This is a genomic window from Curtobacterium sp. 1544 (genome assembly GCF_040544915.1).
Taxonomy (GTDB): Bacteria; Actinomycetota; Actinomycetes; order Actinomycetales; family Microbacteriaceae; genus Curtobacterium; species Curtobacterium pusillum_C.
Window position 1 is genome coordinate 1 of sequence record NZ_JBEPKX010000008.1, and the last position, 24419, is coordinate 24419.

The 24419-nt window shown below is 71.2% G+C and carries 19 protein-coding genes, 1 tRNA gene and 1 pseudogene; 6 read left to right on the plus strand and 15 right to left on the minus strand.

Features of this window, described 5'->3' with window-relative positions:
* Positions 1-426: 426 nt before the first annotated feature.
* Positions 427-642 (plus strand): hypothetical protein, encoded by a 216-nt coding sequence (locus ABIC61_RS06690; RefSeq protein WP_354029289.1) that lies wholly within the window; start codon positions 427-429, stop codon positions 640-642.
* A gap of 7 nt (positions 643-649) precedes the next feature.
* Positions 650-2461 carry an ABC transporter ATP-binding protein gene (locus ABIC61_RS06695; RefSeq protein WP_354029290.1) on the plus strand — a complete coding sequence of 604 codons (1812 nt, stop codon included), beginning with the start codon at positions 650-652 and terminating at the stop codon, positions 2459-2461.
* Between the two features lie 18 nt (positions 2462-2479).
* On the opposite strand, the gene ABIC61_RS06700 is transcribed toward ABIC61_RS06695, so the two are convergent.
* Genes ABIC61_RS06700 through ABIC61_RS06715 form a run of 4 tightly spaced genes read right to left on the minus strand, consistent with a single transcriptional unit; the run spans position 2480 to position 7163 of the window.
* Positions 2480-3988, minus strand: a complete 1509-nt coding sequence (locus ABIC61_RS06700; protein WP_354029291.1) for an NAD-dependent succinate-semialdehyde dehydrogenase — start codon at positions 3986-3988, stop codon at positions 2480-2482.
* The gene (locus ABIC61_RS06705) at positions 3985-4608 is read right to left on the minus strand and encodes an isochorismatase family protein (RefSeq protein WP_354029292.1); all 624 of its coding nucleotides are present in this window, start codon (positions 4606-4608) and stop codon (positions 3985-3987) included. Before ABIC61_RS06705 ends, ABIC61_RS06700 begins: the two co-directional genes overlap by 4 nt.
* A 23-nt stretch (positions 4609-4631) precedes the next feature.
* Positions 4632-6128, minus strand: coding sequence for a D-alanyl-D-alanine carboxypeptidase/D-alanyl-D-alanine endopeptidase (dacB, locus tag ABIC61_RS06710; RefSeq protein ID WP_354029293.1), 1497 nt, complete (start codon positions 6126-6128; stop codon positions 4632-4634).
* Between the two features lie 51 nt (positions 6129-6179).
* Positions 6180-7163: a Gfo/Idh/MocA family protein gene (locus ABIC61_RS06715; RefSeq protein ID WP_354029294.1), complete on the minus strand. Its 984-nt coding sequence runs from the start codon at positions 7161-7163 to the stop codon at positions 6180-6182.
* 139 nt (positions 7164-7302) lie between these two features.
* Here ABIC61_RS06715 and ABIC61_RS06720 point away from each other — a divergent pair, with 139 nt between their 5' ends.
* Positions 7303-8973: an HAD family acid phosphatase gene (locus ABIC61_RS06720; protein WP_354029295.1), complete on the plus strand. Its 1671-nt coding sequence runs from the start codon at positions 7303-7305 to the stop codon at positions 8971-8973.
* A gap of 95 nt (positions 8974-9068) precedes the next feature.
* Here ABIC61_RS06720 and ABIC61_RS06725 read toward each other — a convergent pair.
* The 9 genes from ABIC61_RS06725 to ABIC61_RS06765 all read right to left on the minus strand — a co-directional run bounded on the left by ABIC61_RS06725 (position 9069) and on the right by ABIC61_RS06765 (position 17583).
* Positions 9069-9144, minus strand: a tRNA-Thr gene (locus ABIC61_RS06725).
* 44 nt (positions 9145-9188) lie between these two features.
* Positions 9189-9818 (minus strand): TetR/AcrR family transcriptional regulator, encoded by a 630-nt coding sequence (locus ABIC61_RS06730; RefSeq protein WP_144752217.1) that lies wholly within the window; start codon positions 9816-9818, stop codon positions 9189-9191.
* Between the two features lie 218 nt (positions 9819-10036).
* Complete coding sequence (locus ABIC61_RS06735; protein ID WP_354029296.1) at positions 10037-11179, minus strand: DNA polymerase III subunit delta'; 1143 nt, start codon at positions 11177-11179, stop codon at positions 10037-10039.
* 25 nt (positions 11180-11204) lie between these two features.
* Complete coding sequence (gene tmk, locus ABIC61_RS06740; RefSeq protein WP_144752211.1) at positions 11205-11840, minus strand: dTMP kinase; 636 nt, start codon at positions 11838-11840, stop codon at positions 11205-11207.
* Positions 11837-14635 (minus strand): type I DNA topoisomerase, encoded by a 2799-nt coding sequence (gene topA, locus ABIC61_RS06745; protein WP_354029364.1) that lies wholly within the window; start codon positions 14633-14635, stop codon positions 11837-11839. Before topA ends, tmk begins: the two co-directional genes overlap by 4 nt.
* A 455-nt stretch (positions 14636-15090) precedes the next feature.
* The gene (locus ABIC61_RS06750; protein ID WP_354029297.1) at positions 15091-15396 is read right to left on the minus strand and encodes a TadE family type IV pilus minor pilin; all 306 of its coding nucleotides are present in this window, start codon (positions 15394-15396) and stop codon (positions 15091-15093) included.
* A gap of 40 nt (positions 15397-15436) precedes the next feature.
* A complete protein-coding gene (locus ABIC61_RS06755; RefSeq protein WP_354029298.1) occupies positions 15437-15643 on the minus strand; it encodes a DUF4244 domain-containing protein in 207 nt (68 codons plus the stop codon).
* 84 nt (positions 15644-15727) lie between these two features.
* Positions 15728-16534, minus strand: a complete 807-nt coding sequence (locus tag ABIC61_RS06760; protein WP_354029299.1) for a type II secretion system F family protein — start codon at positions 16532-16534, stop codon at positions 15728-15730.
* 50 nt (positions 16535-16584) lie between these two features.
* The gene (locus tag ABIC61_RS06765; RefSeq protein WP_354029300.1) at positions 16585-17583 is read right to left on the minus strand and encodes a TadA family conjugal transfer-associated ATPase; all 999 of its coding nucleotides are present in this window, start codon (positions 17581-17583) and stop codon (positions 16585-16587) included.
* Between the two features lie 582 nt (positions 17584-18165).
* Here ABIC61_RS06765 and acs point away from each other — a divergent pair.
* On the plus strand, positions 18166-20130 hold the full coding sequence (acs, locus tag ABIC61_RS06770; protein WP_354029301.1) for an acetate--CoA ligase: 1965 nt from the start codon (positions 18166-18168) through the stop codon (positions 20128-20130).
* A 78-nt stretch (positions 20131-20208) separates the two neighbouring features.
* Here the strand turns inward: acs and ABIC61_RS06775 are convergent, their stop codons facing one another.
* On the minus strand, positions 20209-20670 hold the full coding sequence (locus ABIC61_RS06775; protein ID WP_354029302.1) for a RidA family protein: 462 nt from the start codon (positions 20668-20670) through the stop codon (positions 20209-20211).
* A gap of 11 nt (positions 20671-20681) precedes the next feature.
* Positions 20682-20825, minus strand: a pseudogene (gene sp36, locus ABIC61_RS06780) (Sp36 family protein); the annotation flags it as partial.
* A gap of 50 nt (positions 20826-20875) precedes the next feature.
* Here sp36 and ABIC61_RS06785 point away from each other — a divergent pair.
* Together ABIC61_RS06785 and ABIC61_RS06790 are read left to right on the plus strand one after the other, a co-directional pair.
* Positions 20876-23437 (plus strand): transglycosylase domain-containing protein, encoded by a 2562-nt coding sequence (locus tag ABIC61_RS06785; RefSeq protein ID WP_354029303.1) that lies wholly within the window; start codon positions 20876-20878, stop codon positions 23435-23437.
* Complete coding sequence (locus tag ABIC61_RS06790) at positions 23434-24390, plus strand: metallophosphoesterase (protein ID WP_354029304.1); 957 nt, start codon at positions 23434-23436, stop codon at positions 24388-24390. Before ABIC61_RS06785 ends, ABIC61_RS06790 begins: the two co-directional genes overlap by 4 nt.
* Positions 24391-24419: the final 29 nt, after the last annotated feature.

Below are 24419 nucleotides of genomic sequence, written 5' to 3' on the forward strand. Positions count from 1 at the left end.
GGTGGTGGCGGTCGGTTTGGGGTAGCTGTGGGGACACCACGGGGGCGGGTGGTGTGTTGCCACCCACACCTCCCTCCCCCACCACCGCCCCCCGCCCCCCCCCCCGGGGGGGGGGGGGGGGGGGGGGCCCCGCGCCCCCCCCGCCTCCAGTCCGTCTGTGGGCACGTTCCACCGCACGGCGCAAGCCCGTCGTCGGCGGCACGTCCGGCGCGCGCGCTTTCCGACATCGCACCGGTCGATCGACGCGCGTCATGTCGGACCATGCCCGCGCATCCGGTGCGCGCGCAGGTGTCGACACCGCACCGGTCGATCGACGCGCGTCATGTCGAACGATGCGCTTGCACATACGGACAAGCGAAACGGCACCGTACGCCGTACGTCAACCCAGGTTGACACGTGTCGGTGCGTCAATGTAGGTTGACAGGCATGGGCCGACCGACCATCACGAGCCTCGCCGCGGGGGCAGCCGGGGACGACCCGTTCTCCGCCCTGGCCAGCGTGCGCGAGCTCCGCCGTGAACTCGACCGGACCGAGGAACTCGCCGCCCGCCGCGCCCGGAACGCCGGCGCCTCGTGGCAGGAGATCGCGACGCTGCTCGGCGTCAGTCGACAGGCAGTGCACAAGAAGTACGGCAGAAACTAGGAACACGATGAGCTCCCCCTTCGCGCGACCCAAGAAGACCGACGGCCCCCGCGCCAGCTTCGGCCGGCTGCTGGGCTACCTGTTCGAGAACAAGCCGGCGATGGTCGTGATCATCGTGCTGAGCATCCTCGGCGCCGGCGCGTCCCTCGCCCAGCCGCTGCTCGTGAACCAGGTGGTCACCGCGGTGCAGCACGGCAACACCCTGAGCATGCTCGTGTGGGCCCTCGTCGCCCTGGTGCTCGTGTCCGGCGTCCTGAACGGCGTCCAGCACTTCCTGCTCCAGCGCGCGGGTGAGGGCGTGGTCCTCTCCACCCGCCGGAAGCTCATCGCCCGCATCCTCAACCTGCCGATCTCCGAGTTCGACACGCGGCGCACCGGCGACCTCGTGTCCCGGGTCGGCAGCGACACCACGCTGCTCCGCGCCGTGCTCACGCAGGGGCTCATCGAGTCGATCGGCGGCGCGCTCACCTTCATCGGCGCGGTCATCGCGATGGCGATCATCGACCCGCTGCTGCTCGGCATCACGGTCGTCATCGTGCTCGTCGCCATCGTCGTCGTCGGTGGGCTGAGCCGCCGCATCCGCCTCGCGTCGAAGAAGGCGCAGGAGAAGGTCGGCGACCTCACCGCCGCCGTCGAGCGCGGCATCGGCGCCGTCCGCACCATCCGCGCGGCGGGGGCGACCGAGCGCGAGGTGCTGGAGGTCGACGGTCACGCGACCGAGGCCTACAAGCGCGGCCTCGACATCGCGCGGATGTCGGCGTTCGTCGTCCCGGTCGCGAGCATCGTCATGCAGGTGGCGTTCATCGCCGTGCTCGGCGTCGGTGGCGCGCAGGTCGCCGCGGGCACGATCACGATCGCCACGCTCATCACGTTCATCCTGCTGCTCTTCATGATGATCATGCCGCTCGGGCAGGCCATGGGCGCGGTCGTCGCCGTCGCCCAGGCGCTCGGTGCCCTCGGACGCATCGAGGAGATCCTGCACCTGCCGACCGAGGCCCAGGACGACGGCGCGGTGCGCGTCGCCGCCGCGGTCGAGACCGACGACGCCATCACCTTCGAGCACGTGTCGTTCCGGTACGGCGCTCCCGCCGACGGGCCTGGAGGCGCGGATCGCCTCCCCGAGACCGCCGACGACGAGCAGGCGGTGCTGCACGACGTCTCCTTCCGGGTGCCGCGCGGCTCGCGCGTCGCCCTGGTGGGGCCGTCCGGCGCGGGCAAGTCGACGACGCTGGCGCTCATCGAACGGTTCTACGACCCGACGGACGGTGTGATCCGGCTCGGCGGCGTCGACGTCCGCGGTCTGGACCGGGCCGAGCTGCGCGCCCAGATCGGCTACGTGGAGCAGGACGCTCCGGTGCTGGCCGGCACCATCCGGGCGAACCTGCTGCTCGGGTCACCGAACGCGACCGAGGACGACTGCGTCCGCGTGCTCGAGGCGGTCAACCTCGGCGAGGTCCTGCACCGCGACCCGCGCGGCCTCGACGCCCAGGTGGGCGAGGACGGCGTCATGCTCTCCGGTGGTGAGCGGCAGCGCCTCGCGATCGCCCGCGCACTGCTCGCCGCTCCCCCGATCCTGCTGCTCGACGAGTCCACCTCGTCGCTCGACGGGGTGAACGAGCAGAAGATGCGGCTCGCGATCGACGCCGTGGCCGAGGACCGCACGCTGCTCGTGATCGCGCACCGGCTGTCCACGGTGGTCGACTCTGATGTGATCGTCGTGCTCGAGCACGGGCGGGTCGTCGGGGTCGGGACCCACTCCGAGCTCGTCGAGTCGACGCCGCTGTACCGCGACCTGGCGAAGCACCAGCTGCTGGTCTGACGCCGCGCCGGCTCCCGCTCAGGCGGCGAAGGGGTCCGGGGTCAGGACGTAGACGCTCTCGAGGTACTCCTCGATCCCCTCGTGGGAACCCTCGCGGCCGAGGCCGGAGGACTTCACGCCACCGAACGGGAACGCGGCGTTCGACACGACACCGGTGTTGAGCCCGAGCATCCCCGTCTCCAGGCGCTCTGCCAGCCGTTGCCCGCGGGCGAAGTCCGACGTGTACGCGTACGCGATCAGCCCGAACTCGGTGTCGTTCGCGAGCCGGATGCCCTCTTCCTCGGTGGCGAACCGCGTGATCGACACCACGGGCCCGAAGATCTCCGTGGTGAGGATGTCCGACCCGGGCTGCACGTCGTCGAGGACCGTGGGCGCGTAGTACGTCCCCGGGCGGTCGACGCGCTGCCCGCCGGTGACGAGCCGGGCTCCGCGCGAGACGGCGTCGTCGACGAGTCGGGCGGCCTTGTCCACGGCTCGGTCGTCGATGAGCGGCCCCATCGTGGTGCCCTCCTCGCTCCCCCGGCCGATCCGGAACTCGTCGACCTTCGCGGTGAGGGCCGCGGTGAAGGCGTCGGCGATGCCCTCCTGCACGAAGAACCGGTTCGCGGCGGTGCAGGCCTCGCCGACGTTGCGGAACTTCGCGAGCATCGCGGCCGTGACGGCGGTGTCGAGGTCGGCGTCGTCGAACAGCAGCAGGGGCGCGTTGCCGCCGAGCTCCATGCTCGTCTTCAGGACGTTGTCGGCGGCCTGCTTCAGGAGCGCCGAGCCGACGGGCGTCGACCCCGTGAAGGTCAGCTTCCGGAGCCGGCGGTCGGCGATGATCGGCTCGGACAGGCCCTTCGCGTCGAGGGACGGCACCACGTTGAGGACGCCGTCCGGCAACCCGGCACGACGGAACAGCTCGACGAGGAACAGCGTCGTGAGCGGCGTGAGCTCGGCCGGCTTCACGACCACGGTGCACCCGGCTGCGAGCGCCGGGCCGATCTTCCGGGTCGCCATCGCGAGCGGGAAGTTCCACGGGGTGATCGCGTACACCGGGCCGACCGGTCGCTTCAGCACGATCGCACGGCCGGTGCCCTCCGGGTTGGTACGGTAGTCGCCGCCGATGCGGACGGCCTCCTCGGAGAACCAGCGGAGGAACTCGCCGCCGTAGGTGACCTCGCCACGGGCCTCGGCGAGGGGCTTCCCCATCTCCAGTGTCATGAGCGCTGCCAGGTCCTCGGCGTGATCGCGCACGAGGTCGAACGCCGCACGCAGCAGGTCGGACCGCTGCCGCGGTGGCATGGCGGCCCAGGCGTCCTGCGCGGCGACGGCGGCGTCGAGCGCGGCGATGCCGTCCTCTGGGGTGGCGTCCGCGACCTCCGCGAGCACCGCACCCGTCGAGGGATCGCGGACGGGGAAGGTCGCACCGCCGGAGGCCGCGCGCCAGCTGCCGCCGATGAACAGTCCGGTCGGGACCTGCTCGACCGAGACGTTGTCGTCGGCGACCGTCGTGGTCAGGGCGGCGGGGGTCGTGGTGTCCGTCACAGTACTGCTCCTCCGGGGTTCGCCAACCCCTCGTCCATGTCGCTGTGGTCGACGTGCCCGCCGGCCGTGCGGATCTCGTCGAGCGCCCGGCCACTCCGGTCCGCGTCCACGCCGGCGACCAGGTCGTCGAACACGGTGACGTCGTACCCGGCCGCCAGTGCGTCGAGGGCGGTCGCGCGGACACAGTGGTCGGTGGCGAGGCCGATGACGTCGACCGTCGTCACGTGGTGCTCGGCGAGGAGTTCGGGCAGCAGGACGCCGCCCTCGGTCCGGGCCTGGAACGCCGAGTAGTCCGGGGTGCCCTGGCCCTTGAACACGTCGACGTCGACGTACTCGGTGTCGAGCTCGGAGTGGTACTCGGCCCCTGGCGTCCCCGCGACGCAGTGCACGGGCCACGTGGTCACGAAGTCCGGGCCCTCCGGACCGGCGAAGTGCCCGCCGTTGTCGTCGTCGCCGTGGTGCCAGTCGCGGGACCCCACGACGAGGTCGTACTCGTCCTCGGCGTGCCGGTGGAGGAACGCCGAGATGCGGGCGGCGAGCTCCGCACCGCCGGCGACCGCGAGGGCGCCGTCCTCGGTGAAGTCGTTCTGGACGTCGACGATGAGCAGTGCCCTGGCCATGGGGCCATCCAACACCCGACGGCTCAGGAACCGGTGAGCTTGCTCCCGCACGAGTAGGTGGCAGCCGTGACCGCGTCGAGTGCCGGGAGCGCGGCGGCCCGGGAGGACCCGATGGCGTAGAACGCGAACGTCAGGCGGGTGCCGTCGGCAGCGTCGATGTACCCACCGAGCGTGTTCGCGCTGTCGATCCAGCCGGTCTTCGCGTGTACCTTGCCGCGGGCGACGGCGTTCGCGCCGGTGAACCGGCTGGCGAGCGTGCCGGACTGTCCGGACACCGGCAGCGCGTTCGCGAGCGTGCCGAGGCCCTTCGCACCGGCCTGCACCTGCACCATGAGGTGGGCGACGAAGTTCGGCGAGACGGCGTTCGCCGCGCTCTCGCCCGATCCGTCCTTGATGACGATGCCGGACGGGTCGACGCCGTACGACTTCAGTGCCGTCTGGTACACGGACGTCAGGGACGCCGCGGACCCGTTCGAGCCGGACTCCTTCGACGACACCCGAGCGAGCATCTCGGCGAGGGTGTTGTCCGAGTTCGGGATCATCTGGCCGATGAGCGTCGACACCGGCTGCGACGACACGGTGGCGATCGTGTCGGAGCTCGTCGTCGCCCGCTTCACGATCTGGGCGTTGGCGGCTCCGGCGACCCCGGCGTTCGCGAGGGCCGTGCGGAACAGGTCCCCGGCCCGGCCGACCGGGTCGGTCGAGCGCGGCGAGGTCGCGGCACCGGGGTTCGCGCGGTCGCCGTCGACCATGAGCGCCGTCACGTTCGGCTGGTACCCGATGGTCCGCTCGCTGACGGGCCACGTCGGGTCCCAGGCGTCGGCGTCGTTCCAGTACGTGTCGTCCGTGACGATGGTGGTCACCGGGGTGCTGCCGAGCTTCGCCTTCACCTGCTGGGCGAGCTGGCCGAGCGTCGGCGCTCCCGGGTAGACGGTCGCCCCGCCGGCCGACAGGGTCGCGTCGCCGTGGCCGACGAGCGCGATCGCTCCGCCGGCCTCCTTCGTCACGGTCGTCGGGATCCGGTGGGCGCCGCCGAGCACGGCCAGCGCGGTCGCCGTCGTCAGGGTCTTCATCACGCTGCCGGTCTGCGCGGCCTTGTCCCCGTTGCGCGAGAACAGGACCTCGCCGGTCTTCGCGTTCATCACGTACCCCTCGAACGCACCGAGCCCACCGGCCGATGCCGCGCTCGAGATCGTGCACGTCCGGAGGGCGGACGGGCCGGCGGCGTTCTCCGGCACCGCGCGTCCGGCGGGCGTCGGGGTGCTCGACGGCGTCGGCGTCGTCGTCGCGGACGGGGTGGCTGTGGCCGAGGAGTCCGCCACCGCACGCTCGGACGCCCGGGGCGTCGGCATCGTCGCGGCGGCCACGGCGACCGCTCCCCCGGAACCGAGCACGAGGACGGCTGCCAGGCCGCCGGCGATCCACGGGACCGGGCGGCGGGCGGCGGAGGCGCGGACGGCGGCGACCGCGTCGCGGAGGCGATCCGGGACGGAGCGCGGTGAGGGCTGCTGGTCGGACATCGCGAACGATCCTACGGAACTGCGGGAGGAGCCTCCAGGCCTGATCCGAAGTCAGTCGCCGTCGGCGGCGTACCGGACCCCGACCTGCCGGCGCGCCTCGTCCATGAGCGCCATGATCGCGATGGTCTCCTCGGGGTCCATCGGACCACCCTCGTGGATACCGGAGGTGACCATGGTCTCGAACGCGCGGACCTCGTGCGCGTAGCCGGTGAGTTCCTCGCGACCGTCGAACTCCTCGACGACCGCGCCGTCGCGGTCACGGAGCCGCCAGGTCGTGGGGGTGAACCACGTGGAATCGAGGTCGATCCGACCGTCCTCGCCGATCACCGACGCGCTGTTCGGACTGCGGAGGTCGAGCCCGAAGTGCAGCATCGACTGCGTACCGCCCTCGTGCGTGAGCACCAGACCCATCTGTGTGTCGACGCCCTGCTCGCTCAGCGTGCCCGCAGCGGCGATGCCGGTCGGGACACCGAGCACGTCCACCGCGAACGAGATCGGGTAGATGCCGAGGTCGAGCATCGCGCCGCCACCGAGGGCGGGGTCGTTCAGCCGGTGCGCGGGGTCGCTCGGCAGCGCCTGGTGGTGCGTTGCCTCGACCAGCCGGACACGACCGATGCGTCCTTCGCTGACGAGCTCGCGGATCATCGACATCTGCGGGAGGAAGCGCGTCCACATCGCCTCCATCACGGCGACGTCCGCACGGCGGGCGGCGTCGACGACGCGACGAGCCTCGACCGCCGTGATGGTGAACGCCTTCTCGACGAGGACGTGCTTGCCGGCCTCGATCGCGAGCAGGGCGTCCTCGGCGTGCCGGGAGTGCGGGGTCGCGACGTACACGGCGTCGACCCCGTCGTCGGCGACGAGGTCCTCGTAGGAACCGTGCGCGCGCGGGATGCCGAACTCCGAGGCGAACGACTCGGCACCCGCCTGCGTGCGGCTGCCGACCGCGACGAACTCGATGCCCGCGGCGGTGCAGTCGCCCACGAAGGAGCGCGCGATGCCGCCCGTGCCGATGACTCCCCAGCGAACCGTCATGCGTCCTGTCTACCAGCGCGGTCCCACACCACGCCGCTGTCCGCCTGCAGCACTTTGGTATGGACTCCACGGGTGACTGCCAGCTAGCGTGCTGCCACGCCCCTCGAACGGGGGCGTCCCCTCCCCCGAGAAGGTCTTCATGCGCCGATCCGTCCTGTCCGTCGTCGCCACCAGCGCGGCGATCGTCCTCATCTCCACCCTCGTCGGCGTCACGCCGGCGAACGCGCACGGATGGGGGTCGCCAGGACACTCGCCCGGCCACTCGACCGACGCCGGACTGACACCACGGACCCACTTCACGATGGCCGCCGACGGGTCCTCCGGAGCCACCCAGGGCGGCGAGGGCATCCCGAACATCGACTCCGTCAAGAAGACCATCGCCGCGTACTACGGCGACCCGGGCACCGGCCTGGCAAACCGCACCGACTCCCCGTACATCCGCGAGATGCGGTCGATCGTCGCGCAGCAGAGCGCCGGACTGCAGCGCATCCACGACGCCGCCGTCCGCCACGGCGAGAAGCCGGCGATCGTGCTCGACGCCGACGACACCACCCTGTGGACCTACGACATGGAGGTCGCGGACATGCACTTCGTCTTCGACCCCGCCCGCCAGGACGAATGGGTGCAGGACGAACGCTTCGCCGCCACCCCGTCGATGGTCGGGTTCGTCAACCGCGCCTCGGCCATGGGCTTCACCGTCTTCGGGCTGACCGGGCGGAACGACGACCAGAAGGCCGCCACCGTCCAGAACCTGTCCAAGGTCGGGTACACCGCCTTCACACAGGACCGCTTCTTCACGAAGTGGACCGGCAAGGGCACCTCGCAGCAGCCCTCGTACATCACCTGCGCCGCCGCGAGCTGCACGACCGTCGAGTACAAGGCCCTCACGCGCAAGCACATCGAGCAGGACCTCGGCTACGACATCGCCCTCAACATCGGCGACCAGTGGAGCGACCTGCAGGGCGGGTACGCCGACCGCTCGGTGAAGCTGCCGAACCCCACGTACTACCTGCCCTCCGCGGACCTGCCCGGCGTGTCCGAGCCACGGCTGGCGCCCCGCACGCAGTTCACCATGGCGGCAGACGGGTCCTCGGGTGCGACGCAGAGCGGTGAGGGCATCCCGAACATCGACTCCGTCAAGAAGACCATCGCCACGTACTACGGCGACACCGGTACGGGCCTCGCGAACCGCACGGACTCCCCGTACATCCGCGAGATGCGGTCCATCGTCGCCCGCCAGGCCCCCGTCGTCGCCGCCCAGTGCGCCGTCGGCCGGAAGCTGCACCGCAACCCCGCGATCGTGCTCGACGCCGACGACACCACCCTCTGGACGTACGACATGGAGGTCGCGGACATGCACTTCGTCTTCGACCCCGCCCGCCAGGACGAATGGGTGCAGGACGAACGCTTCCCCGCCACCCCGTCGATGACCTCGCTCGTGTCGATCGCCCAGCGCTCGGGCTGCACGATCATCGGACTCACCGGCCGGAACGACGACCAGAAGACGGCGACGATCGAGAACCTGCAGAAGGTCGGCTACCCGCAGTTCGCCGCCACCCAGCGCGGTGTGCAGACCTACTACACGAAGTGGACCGGCGTCGGTGCCTCGCAGCAGCCGTCGTACATCAGCTGCGCCACGGCGAAGTGCACGACGGTCGAGTACAAGTCGCAGACGCGGGCGCACATCGAGTCCCGCGCGGGCGGACGGTTCGACGTCGTCGCCAACTTCGGGGACCAGTACAGCGACCTGCTCGGCGGGTCGGCGGACCGCAGTGTGAAGCTGCCGAACCCGACGTACTACCTGCCCTGAGCGGCGGCCCCGCGGGTACGCCCGCGTGGCGCGCCCGGGTACGGGAAAAGCCCCGGTCAGTTCCCTGCGAAAGGGAGTCTGACCGGGGCTTTTCGTGGAGCCGCCTGTCGGAATCGAACCGACGACCTATTCATTACGAGTGAATCGCTCTGCCGACTGAGCTAAGGCGGCGGACGCTCCGTTGCCGGAGCGGCACGGGTCACAACTATACAGGTTCAGACGAGCGAACGCGAAACCAGCGCGTCGAGGTCGGCGAACGACCGCTCGAGCTCGTCCACCAGGTGCGTGTCGGAACCGGCGTCGGACCACTCCCACCACGCGTGCCGCAACGCGGCGAGGGCGACGAGCGATGCCAGGCGCGCCCGGCGACGCAGCGCGACGGGCTCCGTGGTGGCACCGGCACCCTCGAGCCGTGCGACCACGGCACGCTCGATCTCGGCCTGGAACTCCTTCATCGACTCCATGCGCCGGCTGAACAGCTCGGGCGCGGCGCGGAGCACCTGCTGCCGCTCCTCGATGAGGCCCCGCTCCTCGATGAGCTCACGGGTCGAGTGCACGAGCAGCGCCCCGAGGTCCGCGAGGAGGTCGCCCTTCGGCCCGCCGGCGACGAACTCCGCGAGCACGGTGTCGTCCGGCAGCGTCGGGTCGTCGCCGAGGAGCGCACCCTCCTTGTTCGGGAAGTAGTTGAAGAACGTCCGCGGCGACACGTCGGCACGGCGGGAGATCTCGTCGACCGTCACCGCCGCGAGGCCGTCCTCGATCGCGATGCGGAGCGCGGCCTGCTGGATCGCGAGTCGGGTGGCGCGGCGTTTCCGCTCGCGCAGGCCGGGTTCTGCGTCGGACATGCGGCGATTGTCCCACGCTCGGCCGTGGGTCGGGGCGGGCTGCGTCACGGGGCGAGACCGGCCTGGAGGCACGGTGCGGGTCCGCCTCGCGTCTCCCGTTCGCGGCGTGGTCGCGCCAGTGGGCGGAGTGTGCGAGGTTCCGCGCGGTGTGCGAGGCGTTCTGGCTCGCACACTCGCCTTGACCTCGCACACTGCGGAGTACACGCTGCGAGCTGCGGTCAGCGGCTCGCGCGGGAGATGGTCACGAGGAGCGCCTCGAGCGCGAGGAGCGCCGCGACGTTCGCCGCGATGCGCTGGCGCGCGAGCGCGATGGCGTCGAGGACCTCGAGCGCCGCGGCCGGCGGCACCGACGGCAGCGCGCGGTCGAGGTGCTCGCGCATCGCGAGGTTCACCGGCTCGGCAGGTGCACCGAGTCCGAGCAGCAGCAGGTCGCGGTACAGCGAGGAGACGTCCACCAGGATGCGGTCCAGACCGTCCCGGAGGCTCCGGGTCGCCCGGCGCTTCTGGTCTTCCTCGAGCCCACGCAGTTGCGACCGGAGGGCCGGCGGGATCGTACCGCCCGGCTCGATGCCGAGGGAGCGGAGGGCGGCGTCGCGTTCCTCCGAGTCGCGCTGCTGCGTGATCGCCTTCGCGTCCTCGTCGGCGACGGCGAGCAGGTCGGCGGCGGCCATCACGGCATCGCCGACCGTCCGGACGCCGAGCACCGTCGTGAGGGTCCGTCGGCGGCGGGCGCGTGCATCTTCGCTCGTTGCGAGGCGCTGCGCCATCCCGATGTGGCTCTGGGCCTGGCGCGCGGCGTCCATCGCGAGGGCGCGGTCGACACCGGTGCGCGCGACGAGGAGGTCGGCGACCGACTCGATGCCCGGGACGCGGAGGCGCACCGAGCGGACCCGCGAACGGATCGTCGGCAGGAGGTCGGCCTCGCTCGGGGCGCACAGGATCCACACCGTGCGCTCGGGTGGCTCCTCGAGCGCCTTGAGCAGCAGGTTCGAGGTGCGTTCCGTCATGCGGTCCGCGTCCTCGATGATGACCACCCGGTACCGGCCGACGGACGGCGAGTAGTGCGAGGACGTGACGAGCTGCCGGATCTCGTCGATGGTGATGATGACGCGCTGTGTGGTGAGCACCGAGACGTCGGGGTGCGTCTTCGCGGTGATCTGCTGCAGGGTGTGGTCGTCGTCGGGACCGTTGCCGACGAGCGCCGCGGCGAAGGCCGAGGCGACGTTCGACCGTCCGGACCCGGGCGGGCCGGTGATCAGCCACGAGTGGGTCATGCCGCCGGTGCCGTCGGGCGACTCGGCCGCGTTGCGCAGCGAGGCGACCGCCTCTTCCTGCCCGGTCAGGCCGTCCCACACGCTCACGGGGCCATCCTGCCAGTCGCCACCGTCATCCCTCGACGATCCCCACCAGCGGGGCGACCGCCGCGCGGATCGTGCGCTGGACCTCTGCTGCGGGCGCTGCCGCGTCGACGACGAGGAAGCGTTCGGGCTCCACCGCCGCCATGTCGAGGAACGCCCGGCGGACCGTCTCGTGGAACGCCTCGGCCTCGGACTCGAGCCGGTCGAAGGTGTCCCCGCGCGCCGCGGCGACCCGGGCGCGACCGACGGTCACGTCCAGGTCGAGCAGGATCGTGAGGTCCGGGGTGAGTCCGTCCGACGCCCAGTCCGACACCGAGCGGATGTGCTCGGCGCCGAGGCCACGGGCGACGCCCTGGTACGCCACGGAGGAGTCGATGTAGCGGTCCTGCAGGACGACGTCCCCGCGTGCGATCGCCGGGCGCACGAGCGTCTCGACGTGGTGCGCGCGGTCGGCGGCGTAGAGCAGGGCTTCCGCCCGGGGCGCGACGTGGCCGCGTTCGTGCAGCACGATCTCGCGGATGCGCACCCCGAGGTCCGTGCCGCCGGGTTCGCGGGTCCGGACCACGGTGCTGCCGTGCCCCTCGAGCCACGCCGTCAGGAGTTCCGCCTGCGTGGTCTTCCCCGCACCGTCGCCCCCCTCGAGCGTGATGAACCGGCCGGTCACTTCTTCTTGGCCGCCGGCTTCCGAGCCGGGGCCTTCTTCTTCACCGGACCCTTGGCACGCTTGTCCGCGATGAGCTGCACGGCACGGGCGTGGTCGACTGCTTCGACATCCTCGCCGCGCGGGATCGTCGCGTTCGTCTCGCCGTCGGTGACGTAGGGGCCGAACCGGCCGTCCTTCATCTTGATCGGCTTGCCGGACACCGGGTCGGCGTCGAACTCCTTGAGCGCGGCGCTCGCGGCACGGCGGCCGCCGTACTTCGGCTGCGCGAAGAGCTCGAGGGCGCCGGGCAGGTCGACGTCGAAGATCGCGTCCTCGCTCGGCAGGGTCCGGGTGTCGGTGCCCTTCTTGAGGTAGGGACCGTAGCGCCCGTTCTGCGCCGTGATGTCGTCGCCGGACTCGGGGTCCTTGCCGACCGTGCGGGGCAGGTCGAGCAGCTTGAGTGCCGTCTCGAGGTCGACCGTCTGCGGATCCATCGACTTGAAGAGCGACGCGGTGCGCTCCTTCGGCGCGGCGGCCTTCTTCGTGGTCTTCTTCGCCGGTGCCTTCTTGGCGGCAGTCTTCGTGCCCGCGGCCTTCGCCGTGGTCGTCTCGGCCTCGGCCGCTGCGGGGGCTTCGGCGACCTCGATCACCTCGCCCGTGGTCGGGTCCACGGCGGGCTCCGGCTCCGGGGTGCGCTCGGTGACGTACGGACCGAACCGGCCGTCCTTCGCGAGGACCTCCTTGCCGGACTCCGGGTTGATGCCGACGACACGGTCGCCGAGCACCGGCGCGTCCACGAGTTCGCGCGCCTTCTCGGCGGTGAGCTCGTCGGGTGCGAGGTCCTCCGGCACGTTGATGCGGCGAGGCTTCTCGGGGTCGTCGCTCGGGACCTCGATGTACGGGCCGTACCGACCGATGCGGAGCGTCAGCCCCGGGGCGAGCTCGACGGAGTTGATCTCCCGCGCGTCGATCTCACCGAGGTTGTCGATGACCGTGCGGAGACCCCGCTGGTCGCCGCCGCCGAAGTAGAACTCCTTGAGCCAGTCCACCCGGTCGGCGTCGCCGTTCGCGATCTTGTCGAGGTCGGCTTCCATGTCGGCCGTGAACTGGTACTGCACGAGGTCACCGAAGTAGTCCTCGAGCAGCCGGACCACGCTGAACGCGATCCAGTTCGGCACGAGCTGGGTGCCGCGCAGCGAGACGTAGCCGCGGTCGATGATCGTCGGGCTGATCGTGGGGAACGTGGACGGACGCCCGATGTCGAGGTCCTCCAGCGTCTTGATCAGGCTCGCCTCGGTGTAGCGCGGCGGCGGCGTGGTGTCGTGCCCCTTGGCGACGACGTCGTCGACACCGAGGTGCTCGCCCTCCTTGACGTCGGGCAGCGCGACGTCGTTCCCCGAGCGGTCCGAGGACTCGTGGCGGTCCTCGTCCTTGCCCTCTTCGTAGGCGTTGAGGAACCCGCGGAAGGTGATCACGGTGCCCGAGGCGGTGAACTCGGCGTCGGTGCCCTTCGCGGTCGACGCGATGCCCTCGACCGACTCGTCCGACGTGATGCCGAGCACGATCGACGCCGTCGATCCCTTGGCGTCGGCCATCTGGGAGGCGATCGTGCGCTTCCAGATGAGGTCGTAGAGCCGCCACTCGACACCGGTGAGGGTGCCCTCGAGCTGCGACGGGGTCCGGAAGGTGTCGCCCGCGGGACGGATCGCCTCGTGCGCTTCCTGGGCGTTCTTGCTCTTGCTCGCGTAGACGCGCGGCTTGTCCGGCACGGTCGCGGCGCCGTAGAGGTCGGCGGCCTGCTTCCGGGCGGCGTCGAGCGCCTGCTTCGAGAGGTTGACCGAGTCGGTACGGATGTAGGTGATGTACCCGTTCTCGTACAGCGTCTGCGCGGCACGGGCCGTCTGCCGCGGTGAGAGGCGGAGCTTGCGGGCGGCCTCCTGCTGCATGGTCGACGTCGTGAACGGCGCGGCCGGGCGCCGGGTGTACGGCTTCGACTCGACACTGCGGACGGTGGCGTCGCCGGCGCGCTCGAGCACCGTGGTCAACGCGGCAGCGGCGGCCTCGTCGAGCCGAACGGCGTCGCCCTTCATCGCACCGCGGTCGTCGAAGTCACGACCGGAGGCGACACGCGTGCCCTGCACGCGGGCGAGCCGGGCGGTGAAGGCGGCGTCGCCCTCCTTCTCGAACCGGGCGCTGAGGTCCCAGTAGTTGGCGGACACGAACGCCAGGCGCTCGCGCTCCCGCTCGACCACGAGGCGGGTCGCGGCGGACTGCACACGGCCGGCGGAGAGGCCCGGGCCGATCTTGCGCCAGAGCACCGGGGACACCTCGTACCCGTAGAGACGGTCGAGGATGCGACGGGTCTCCTGCGCGTCGACGAGGGCGGTGTCGAGCTCACGGGTGGCTTCCTGCGCGCGCTGGATCGCCTCCTTCGTGATCTCGTGGAAGACCATGCGCTTCACGGGCACCTTCGGCTTGAGCACCTGGAGCAGGTGCCACGCGATGGCCTCGCCCTCGCGGTCCTCATCAGTTGCGAGGTAGAGCTCGTCGGCGTCCTTCAGCGCCCGCTTGAGCTCGGCCACCGTCTTCTTCTTGGCGTCGGACACGACGTAGTAGGGCTCGAAGCCGTTGTCGACGTCCACCGAGAACTTGCCGAGGGAGCCCTTCTTGAGCTCGGCGGGAAGGTTCTTGGGCTCGACGAGGTCCCGGATGTGTCCGACGGACGCCTGGACCTCGTATCCGTCACCGAGGTATTGCGCGATCGTCTTGGCCTTCGCGGGGCTCTCGACGATGACGAGCTTCTTCGTGCCTGGCACGTGTCTCCTTGATCGATGGTGCGCGTCGGCCCTGGACGACGAGCGCGTCCGGGTCGACCGGGGCACCGGTGACCGGGGGCCGACAGCCACACCATACACATAGTGTTCTGGCTGGTCGTCCGCCGGACCGGCGACCGCGACTGCGCCGACGGCGAACGGTCCGCGGCGGATGACGACCCCGAGCCGTGCCGTGGCCGCCGCGGTCCGGCACGTGTCGACGACGGCCCCGTGCGCCGTCACGACGCGAGCGGCGACGGTGCATGGCTCGCCCGGCACGAGCCCCACGACCGCGGCTGCCGCGGCGAGGGCAGCCGCGTCGGCCGCCGTCTGCGCGCGGACCGTCGTGACCCGGAGTCCGGCTGCGGCGAGCGCCGCTGAGGCGACGAGGAACGCCACCGCGACGAGCGCCGTCACCAGGACCGTCGCCGACCCGCGATCGGCAGGGCACGCCGCCGTCACCGTCCACCGTCCGCTGCACAGGCCTCGGCCCGGAGCGACACCCCGCCGAACGGCCCGACCCCGCCGCGGGCCGCCGCGACGCAGACCACGTCCCCGGTTCGTCGGACGGTCACCGCGGCTCCGGGTGCGATCCGGTCGAGGACGTCGCGCCCGGCGGCCTCGTCGCCCCGCCCGACGGCCCGGGCAGCGGTCGCCGCGGCGAGCTGCAGCCGACCGAGTCCGTCGACGACGAGCACGGCGGCGACGAGCGAGGTCAGCACGAGGGCGACGACGGGGAGCACGACCGCGAACTCGACGCTCACGGATCCGCGCTCCGCGGTCGGTGGCGCGTTCGTGCTGCGATCAGAGGGACAGGGCACCGCGGACGAGTTCCGTCAGGATGCCCTGGACCTCGCCGGAGCGCATCACGGCGACGAGGACACCGGCGAAGGCGACCGCGGCGAGGATGACGACGGCGTACTCCGCCGTGGCCGACCCGCGGTCGTCCTGCAGCCGGTGCCGCAGCCGCGGGCCGAGCCCCGATCGGTGGATGGTGGATGTGTCGGTCATGTGTTCCGTCCTTCCTGGTGCAAGGGGTCCAGCTTCGTGTCGGGCGGGTCCCCGTCGCGGCCGGCGGACCGGATCTGTGGACGGTCACCCGGTGCCGACGACGGTGGAGGAGAGGACCCCGACGACGACCGGCACGACCCCGACGAGCACGAACGCCGGCAGCACGCACACGCCGAGCGGCAGGACGAGTCGGACCGCCAGGTGCTCGGCCGCTTCGAGCCCTGCGGCTGCCGCGTCGTCACGGACGTCCTCGGCGGCGGCACGGAGCAGGGCCGCCGCGGGGACGCCGGCACGCTGGGCCAGCCCGAGGACCTCGCGGAGACGCTCCTCTTCTGCTCGTCGTGACTCCGGTGGGACGGTCGGGGACGACGAGCCGAACGCCGTGTGGACGGCCCGTCCGCCGGCAGCCCACGACCCGCCCCCGGACACCGCGACCGCCCAGGCGTCGAGCAGGATGCCGGGGACGTGCCCGTCCGGGGTCGCCCGCCGGATGAGCCGCGCCGTCCAGGTCCGTGCGAGCAGCACGAGTCCCGCGGCGAGCGCGCAACAGGTCCAGCCGATCGGCGTGCCGACGAGGACCTGCACCGCGCCGGCGCCCCACGTCGACCCGAGTGCCAGTCCGAACACGGGCAGTGCCAACACGACCCGGGCACTCGCCCGTGGTCCGGCGAGCGCGACACGGACGGCGCGGTCCGACCCGGCCGAGCGGCGCAGCGAACGGGCGAGTGCCCGGAGCGTGGTGGCCACCGGGGCGCCCGTGTACTCGGCGACGCGCAGCACCGCCCGGACGTCGTCCCAGGCGGGCGCACCGCTCCGCGGGAGGCCGCCGACGAGCTCCCAGGCCCTCGGCGGCGGCACGCCCGCCGCGACGAGGGTCGCGACGCGGTCCAACGTTCGGGCGTCGTCCGCGGCGTCGCGCGGCGGTGGACCCGGACGCCCGGTCACCGCAGCCGGTCCACCGGACGCACGTCGAGCCTCCCGTCCGCACCGACGCGGAGCGAACCGACGGCACCGAGCCGGCGGCCCCCGCCCCGACGCTCGACGTGCAGCACCAGGTCGAACGCGCTCACCGCCTGTCGCGCGAGCGCCTCGGGTCCGAGCCCGGCGAGGGCGCCGAGCGCCTCCAGCCGGGCGGCGACGTCGCCGAGTCCGTTCGCGTGCACGGTGCCCGCGCCGCCGTCGTGCCCGGTGTTGAGCGCTGACAGGAGTTCCCGGACCTCGGCACCACGGCACTCCCCCACCACGATCCGGTCCGGACGCATGCGCAGGGCCTCCCGAACGAGACGGTCGAGGCCGAGCGCGCCGGCACCCTCGGCGTTGGCCTGCCGAGCCTCGAGCCGGACGACGTGCGGGTGCTCGATGCGGAGTTCGGCGACGTCCTCGACCGTCACGATGCGCTCGTCGTGCGGCACGGCACCGAGCATCGCCGCGAGCATCGTGGTCTTGCCGCTGCCGGTCGCTCCCGTGACGAGCACGTTGCGGCGCCGCTCGACGGCGCGTTCGACGACCGACCGCGGGACGCGCGCGAAGGTGCCGGAGCGTTCGAGGGACGACAGGGTGGGCGGCGCCTGGCGGGGCAGCCGGATGGACACCGCGGTGCCGCCGACCGACACCGGTGCGAGCACGACGTGGACGCGGATGCCGTCACCGTGGCGGACGTCGACGCACGGCGTGGTCTCGTCGACGTGCCGGCCCCCGCGTGCGACGAGTTCCGTCGCGAGCTCCCGGACGCGGGATTCGGGGAGTTCGGGTCCAGCCCGCTCGAGACCGCTCCCCCGGTCCACCCACGTGCCCGTCCCGCCGACCACGAGCACGTCGGTGACGGCCGCGTCGCCGACCAGTGCGGCGAGTTCCTCGAAGTCGGCGGCGGACACGTCGCGGCGTCGCGCCGGCGACGCGGTGCCGGGCAGGAACGGAGTGTGGGCCCGGTGTCGGTGCATGAGAGGAGACAGTAGGGACCGCCGCCGCAACGCGCCGGATGCGACCGCGAGCGGTGGAGAGGGTCCCGGAGCGCACAGCAGCGGACCGTTTTGTACCCCGAAGCACAAACCCGTACCCCGCTCGGTGTCTGACCGTCCACGTGCGCCGGAGCGGGGAACGACGGGGGTCGTCACAGTTGGCGAACGCAACAAAGCGGGACCGCGACACCGGACAGATGCATGCAAGAGCATGGACAGGTCTGTCCACCGTTCGGCGTACCCGTGCGGATCGAGGCCGGATGATGCGGTGCAGAACGACCGGCGACACGACGACCGGGTCCGGAAAACAGAAGAGGCGGCACCGGTTGGGGGGAACAGGTGCCGCCTTGACATCGGTGGATTGGGGGGAATCCGAACCGTTGCCGCCGGAAACGAGTCCAGCGGGATCTACTGTACCCCACGATCACCCCTGCTCGGCAACCCCCGACACGACTTCCGGGCGTGCCGCTCGTCTCCGACGCGGGCGACACGCGACCGCACCGGCCCCGACCCGAGGGGTATTCTCCGACTGCACCCCTGCCGCAACGACGCGAAAGGACATCGATGTCCGCTCCGACCCAGACCGACCCCCGCCACGACGGAGGCAGCGAGGACCCCGCGACCTTCCCGCCGTCGCCCGAGTTCGTGGCCGACGCGGTGGCCGGCGAGGACCTCCACGAGGCGGCGGCGTCCGACCGGGAGGCGTTCTGGGCCGAGCAGTCCCGCACCCTGCTCGACTGGCGCACGCCGTTCACGCAGACCCTCGACTGGTCCGACGCCCCGTTCGCGAAGTGGTTCGCCGACGGCACGCTCAACGTCGCGGAGAACTGCCTCGACCGCCACGTCCGGGCCGGCAACGGTGACCGTGTCGCGATCCACTTCGAGGGCGCGCCCGGCGACACCCGCCGGATCACCTACGCCGAACTCACCGCCGAGGTCCAGCGCGCCGCGAACATGCTCACCGACCTCGGCGTCGGGCACGGCGACCGGGTCGTCGTCTACCTGCCGCTCATCCCGGAGGCCGTCGTGACGATGCTCGCCGTCGCCCGGATCGGCGCCGTGCACTCCGTCGTGTTCGGCGGGTTCAGCGCCGAGAGTCTCCGCGCCCGCATCGAGGACGCCGGCGCGAAGCTCGTGGTCACGGCCGACGGCGGCTGGCGCCGAGGCGCGGTGTCGGCACTCAAGCCCGCGGTCGACGAAGCGCTCGAGGGCGATGGAACCGAGAGCGTCGAGCACGTGCTCGTCGTCAAACGCGGCGGCAACGAGATCGCGTGGAACGACCGCGACCTCTGGTGGCACGACGAACTGGCGAAGGCGGACGCCACCCACGAGGCGCAGGCGTTCCCGGCCGAGAACCCCCTCTTCATCCTGTACACCTCGGGGACCACCGGGAAGCCGAAGGGCATCGTGCACACCTCCGGCGGGTACCTGACGCAGGCGGCGTACACGCACAAGAACGTGTTCGACATGCACCCGGAGAAGGACGTCTACTGGTGCACCGCCGACATCGGCTGGATCACCGGGCACTCGTACGTCGTCTACGGCCCCCTGGCCAACGGCGTGACGCAGGTGCTCTACGAAGGCACACCCGACGAGCCGAAGCCCGGTCGCTGGTGGGACATCGTCGACTCCTACGGCGTCACCGTCCTGTACACCGCGCCGACGGCGGTCCGCGCAGCGATGAAGGCCGGCCGCGAGATCCCGAAGGCCCGCAGCCTCGAGACCCTCCGACTGCTCGGCAGCGTCGGCGAGCCGATCAACCCCGAGGCCTGGAACTGGTACCGCCAGGTCATCGGCCACGACCGCACGCCCATCGTCGACACGTGGTGGCAGACCGAGACGGGCGCGATCATGATCTCCGCCCTGCCCGGCGTCACGAAGCTCAAGCCGGGCGCCGCCCAGACGCCGCTGCCCGGCATCGTCGCCGAGATCGTCGACGACGACGGCAACCGCGCCGATCCCGGCGAGAGCGGCTACCTCACCATCACCGAGCCGTGGCCGTCGATGGCACGCGGCATCTGGGGCGATCCGGACCGCTTCGTCGAGACGTACTGGTCACGCTTCCCCGGACGGTACTTCGCCGGCGACGGTGCGCGGCTCGACGGACAGGGCGACATCTGGATCCAGGGCCGCGTCGACGACGTCATGAACGTGTCGGGACACCGCCTGTCGACGGCGGAGATCGAGTCGGCACTCGTCGGACACGAGGGCGTCGCCGAGGCCGCCGTCGTCGGTGCCGCCGACGAGACCACCGGGCAGGCCGTCGTCGCCTACGTCATCCTGACCGCCGAGGCGGCGGCCGACGTCGACCGCGAGTCGGCGTCGACGGAACTCCGCAACTGGGTCGGCAAGCGGATCGGTGCGATCGCGAAGCCACGCCAGGTCGTGATCGTCCCGGAGCTGCCCAAGACGCGCTCCGGCAAGATCATGCGGCGGCTGCTGCGCGACGCGGCCGAGGGCCGCCGCATCGGCGACACGACGACGCTGGCCGACCCGACGATCATGGCGACCATCGCGGAACTCATGTAGCGGGAACGACGCGAGCCGCGCCTCCAGTCCGGACTGACTGGAGGCGCGGCTCACGTGACGTGCGCTGCTGACGGTCCGTCAGTCGGCGAGTTCCACCACCAGCTCGACCTCGACCGGCGCGTCCAGCGGGAGCACCGCGACGCCCACCGCGCTCCGCGCGTGGACGCCGGCATCGCCGAAGACCTCGCCGACCAGGGTGGACGCGCCGTTGGCGACGCCCGGCTGGCCGGTGAAGGTCGGGTCGCTCGCGACGAAGACCGTCACCTTGACGACCCGCGCGACGCGGTCGAGCGAGCCGGCCACGGACTGCACGGCCGCGAGGGCGTTCAGCGCGGCGGTCCGGGCCTCGGCCGTCGCGGTCTCGGCGTCGACGGTCGCGCCGACCTTGCCCGTCACCGGCAGTGCACCGTCCACGAACGGCAGCTGGCCGGCCGTGTAGACGTACTTGCCGGTGACGACGGCCGGCACGTACGCCGCGACCGGTGCCGCGACCGCCGGGATCGTCAGGCCGAGCTCGGCGAGCCGGTCCGCGACGCTCACGCGTCGGCCTTCGGGCGCTTCAGGTAGGCGACCAAGCCGCCCTCGGGGCCGGTGACGACCTGGACGAGTTCCCAGCCCTCGTCCCCGAAGTTGTTGAGGATGGCGGTGGTGTTGTGGATGATCAACGGGGTCGTGAGGTATTCCCAGCGAGTCATGGAGATCCTTGCCAGCCTTTCAGTCGGCGGTGTCGTTTAGGCTGCATCCTATGTCTGCCCAGAAGACGTCTGCCTCGCGGACCAAGCCCGTCTCTGCAGTCGGCGCCTTCGTCGGTTTCGTCGGTTTCAGTGTGCTCGCCGGTCTGCTCGTCACGATCGGTGTCACCCCCGCGATCGCGGTGGCCGGTGTCACGACGACGTCCACGATCGGCGTGTTCGAGTCCCTGCCGGAGTACATCGAGATCGGTGACCTCCCGCAGCGCAACGAGCTGTACGCGTACCAGGGCGGCAAGAGCGTGCACTTCGCGACGGTCTACGACCAGAACCGCCAGGAGCTCAAGTTCGACCAGATCAGCGACCAGCTGAAGAACGCGGCGATCGACGGCGAGGACAAGCGCTTCTACGACCACGGCGGCGTCGACATGACCTCGCTCGTCCGCGCAGGCGTGGGGTCGCTCGCCGGTGGGCTCGGTGAGTCCGGTGGTGGCTCGACGCTGACGATGCAGCTCGTCCGCAACATCAAGATGAACCAGGCGCTCGAGCTCCCCACGCAGGAAGAGCGCCTCAAGGCCTACAACGACGCGGTCGAGCAGACCATCCCCCGCAAGCTCGAGGAGATGAAGCTCGCGATCGGCCTCGCGAAGAAGTACACCCACAAGGAGATCCTCACCGGGTACCTCAACATCGCGTACTTCGGCGACCAGACCTACGGCGTGCAGGCCGCCGCGCAGCACTACTACAACAAGAGCGCGACCGACCTCACCCCGGCCGAGGCCGCCTCGATCCTCGCGATCGTGCAGTCCCCGAACACGCGCAACCTGTCGAACCCGAAGTACTACGACGCCAACGTCGCTCGCCGGAACGTCATCCTCAAGTCGATGTACGCGCAGAAGCACCTGACGAAGGCCGAGTACGACCAGGCGGTCGCCTCGAACCCGAAGGACTACGTCCACCTGACCGAGCCGTCGCAGGGCTGCAAGGCCTCCGTCGGTGACGGCTCGCAGTTCTTCTGCGACTACGCGGTGCAGGTCGTCAAGGAGATGTCCCAGCTCGGCGCCACGGCGAAGGAACGCAACACCGCCTGGCGCAACGGCGGCTACAAGATCCAGACCACGCTCGACATCGACGCGAACGCCCAGCAGAAGCAGGTGCTCAACACCTACGACAACAAGGCGGAGACCGCCTTCAAGCTCGGTGCGGCGCTCGACTCGGTCGAGGTCGGCTCCGGCCGCATCCTGACGATGGCGCAGAACAAGGACTACGACCAGTCCCTGAAGTCCCCGCCGACGTCCACGTCCATCAACTACAGCGTCGACAAGAAGTACGGCGGCGGCATCGGCTTCCAGGTCGGCTCGACGTACAAGGTCTTCACGCTGCTCGACTGGCTCAAGGCCGGGCACGGTCTGAACGAGGTCGTCAACGGCACGCCGCACAACACCCCCGTGTGGCAGCACTGCGGCGAGCCGACGTACACGAACTGGGCGCCGAAGAACGACTCCGCTGGCGAGAAGGGCAACTTCACCGTCATCGCCGCCACGGCCGCCTCGGTGAACGCCGCGTTCGCCTCCATGGGCGCGAAGCTCGACCTCTGCGACATCAAGCAGACCGCCGAGGACTTCGGCGTGCACTCGGGTGACGACAAGACCGAGCTGAACTCGTACCCGTCCTCCATCCTCGGCACGAACAACATCGCGCCGCTGACGATGGCCGCCGCGTACGCCGGCATCGCGAACAACGGCACGTACTGCGCCCCGATCGCGATCGACAACGTGACCAACGCCGAGGGCAAGAGCCTGGGCGGCCAGCCGAAGAGCTGCAAGCAGGTCGTCGACCCGTCCGTGGCGCAGTCGGCCGTCTACGCCATGAAGCGCACCATCTCGGTCGGTACGGCGGTCGGCGCCCAGACGCCCGACGGCACGCAGCTGTTCGGCAAGACCGGCACCACCGACGACGCCGACCAGATCTGGCTCGTCGGCGGCAGCTCGCGTGTCGCGACCGCGTACTGGCAGGGCAACACCGACGGCGGTAAGACCAACCTCCGCCACTACAGCAACGGCGTGAGCGGCACGTACGCGGCATACCGTGCCTACGCATGGCAGAAGGCGCAGGCCCCGCTGAACGCCCTGTACCCGGCCGGCCCGTTCACGGACCCGTCGCCGTCAGCACTCCGTGGCAACAGCAAGGCCGTCCCGGACGTCACGGGCAAGAGCGCCGCCGATGCCAAGGCCGCCCTCGCCGCTGCCGGCTTCACCTACGTCGACGGTGGCGCACAGCCCGGTGCACAGGCCGCCGGCACGGTCACCTCGACCTCGCCGTCCGCGGACTCGCTGCTGTCGAGCGGTTCGAGCGTCACGGTGTACACGTCGGACGGCTCGCAGCTGCAGGTCCCCGAGGTGACGAACAAGACGTTGGCCGACGCCCGCGCACAGCTGTCGCAGGTGGGCTTCGCGAACGTCGCCATCGGTGAGAACTACGTCAAGGGCGGCGGCGATCGCGAGTGCGTCGTCGCGTCCGTCGACCCCGGAATCCACACGAACGCCGGCAAGGACACGACGATCACGCTGACGCTGTACGGCGACAAGAACGGCAAGGCGCCCAAGGACTGCAAGTGACCCGCGGTCGCGCCGCGCTCGGGGTCCTCGCAGCGGGCGCGGCCGTCGGTGCCGCCACGGCGGCGTGGGGGTCGCTCGTCGAGCGGCGCCGGTTCGGCATCCGCTGGGAGACCGTCCCGGTGCTGCCGCCGGGGTCGCGTGACGTCGTCGTCCTGCACCTGTCGGACATCCACATGGCACCGTGGCAGGCCGACAAGCAGCAGTGGCTTCGCGACCTCAGCCTGGTCGAGCCGGACTTCATCGTGAACACCGGCGACAACCTCGGGCACCCCACCGCGAACGCCGCGGTGGAGTACGCGCTGGAACCGTTCCGCGGCGTCCCCGGTGCGTTCGCGCACGGGTCGAACGACTTCTACGGTCCGTCGCCGCGCAACCCGTTCAAGTACTTCTCCGGCCCGAGCAAGATGCACTCGGAGCGCCGACCGGTCGAGCTCGACATCGACCGGCAGACGGCGTTCTTCGAGTCGCTCGGGTGGCTCGACCTCAACGACCAGGCGCGCGCGATCGAACTCAAGGGCTCCCGCTTCGAGCTCTTCGGCACGTCCGACGCCCACCGCGGCTGGGACCGCCTCGACCTCCTGCCGACGAACGTCGACGAGATGCGCGGCGAGGTGCCGTGGTCGGAGGACGAGGACGGCCCCTCCCCCGTCGCCATCGGCGTCACCCACGCGCCGTACCGCCGTGTGCTCGACGCCTTCGTGACCCAGGGTGCCGACATCGTCTTCGCCGGGCACACCCACGGCGGCCAGGTCCAGGTGCCGGGCGTCGGGGCGCTCGTGACGAACAGCGACCTGCCGCGCCGCTACGTCAGTGGTCTCCACAAGTGGCAGCACCGTGGGCACTGGTCGTGGCTCGAGGTCTCGGCGGGCATCGGCACGTCGATCTACGCGCCGGTGCGGTTCTCGTGCCGTCCCGAGGCAGTGGTCGTCACGCTGACCGCCCGCACCGACTGATCCCACGGGGCGACGCGCCCGGGAGTTCG

Bases quoted from the DNA above. Each gene is read 5' to 3' on its own strand.
- ABIC61_RS06690 (WP_354029289.1), top strand. From the start codon at position 427: ATGGGCCGACCGACCATCACGAGCCTCGCCGCGGGGGCAGCCGGGGAC.
- ABIC61_RS06695 (WP_354029290.1), top strand. From the start codon at position 650: ATGAGCTCCCCCTTCGCGCGACCCAAGAAGACCGACGGCCCCCGCGCC.
- ABIC61_RS06705 (WP_354029292.1), bottom strand. From the start codon at position 4,608: ATGGCCAGGGCACTGCTCATCGTCGACGTCCAGAACGACTTCACCGAG.
- dacB (WP_354029293.1), bottom strand. From the start codon at position 6,128: ATGTCCGACCAGCAGCCCTCACCGCGCTCCGTCCCGGATCGCCTCCGC.
- ABIC61_RS06715 (WP_354029294.1), bottom strand. From the start codon at position 7,163: ATGACGGTTCGCTGGGGAGTCATCGGCACGGGCGGCATCGCGCGCTCC.
- ABIC61_RS06720 (WP_354029295.1), top strand. From the start codon at position 7,303: ATGCGCCGATCCGTCCTGTCCGTCGTCGCCACCAGCGCGGCGATCGTC.
- ABIC61_RS06730 (WP_144752217.1), bottom strand. From the start codon at position 9,818: ATGTCCGACGCAGAACCCGGCCTGCGCGAGCGGAAACGCCGCGCCACC.
- ABIC61_RS06755 (WP_354029298.1), bottom strand. From the start codon at position 15,643: ATGACCGACACATCCACCATCCACCGATCGGGGCTCGGCCCGCGGCTG.
- ABIC61_RS06765 (WP_354029300.1), bottom strand. From the start codon at position 17,583: ATGCACCGACACCGGGCCCACACTCCGTTCCTGCCCGGCACCGCGTCG.
- acs (WP_354029301.1), top strand. From the start codon at position 18,166: ATGTCCGCTCCGACCCAGACCGACCCCCGCCACGACGGAGGCAGCGAG.
- ABIC61_RS06785 (WP_354029303.1), top strand. From the start codon at position 20,876: ATGTCTGCCCAGAAGACGTCTGCCTCGCGGACCAAGCCCGTCTCTGCA.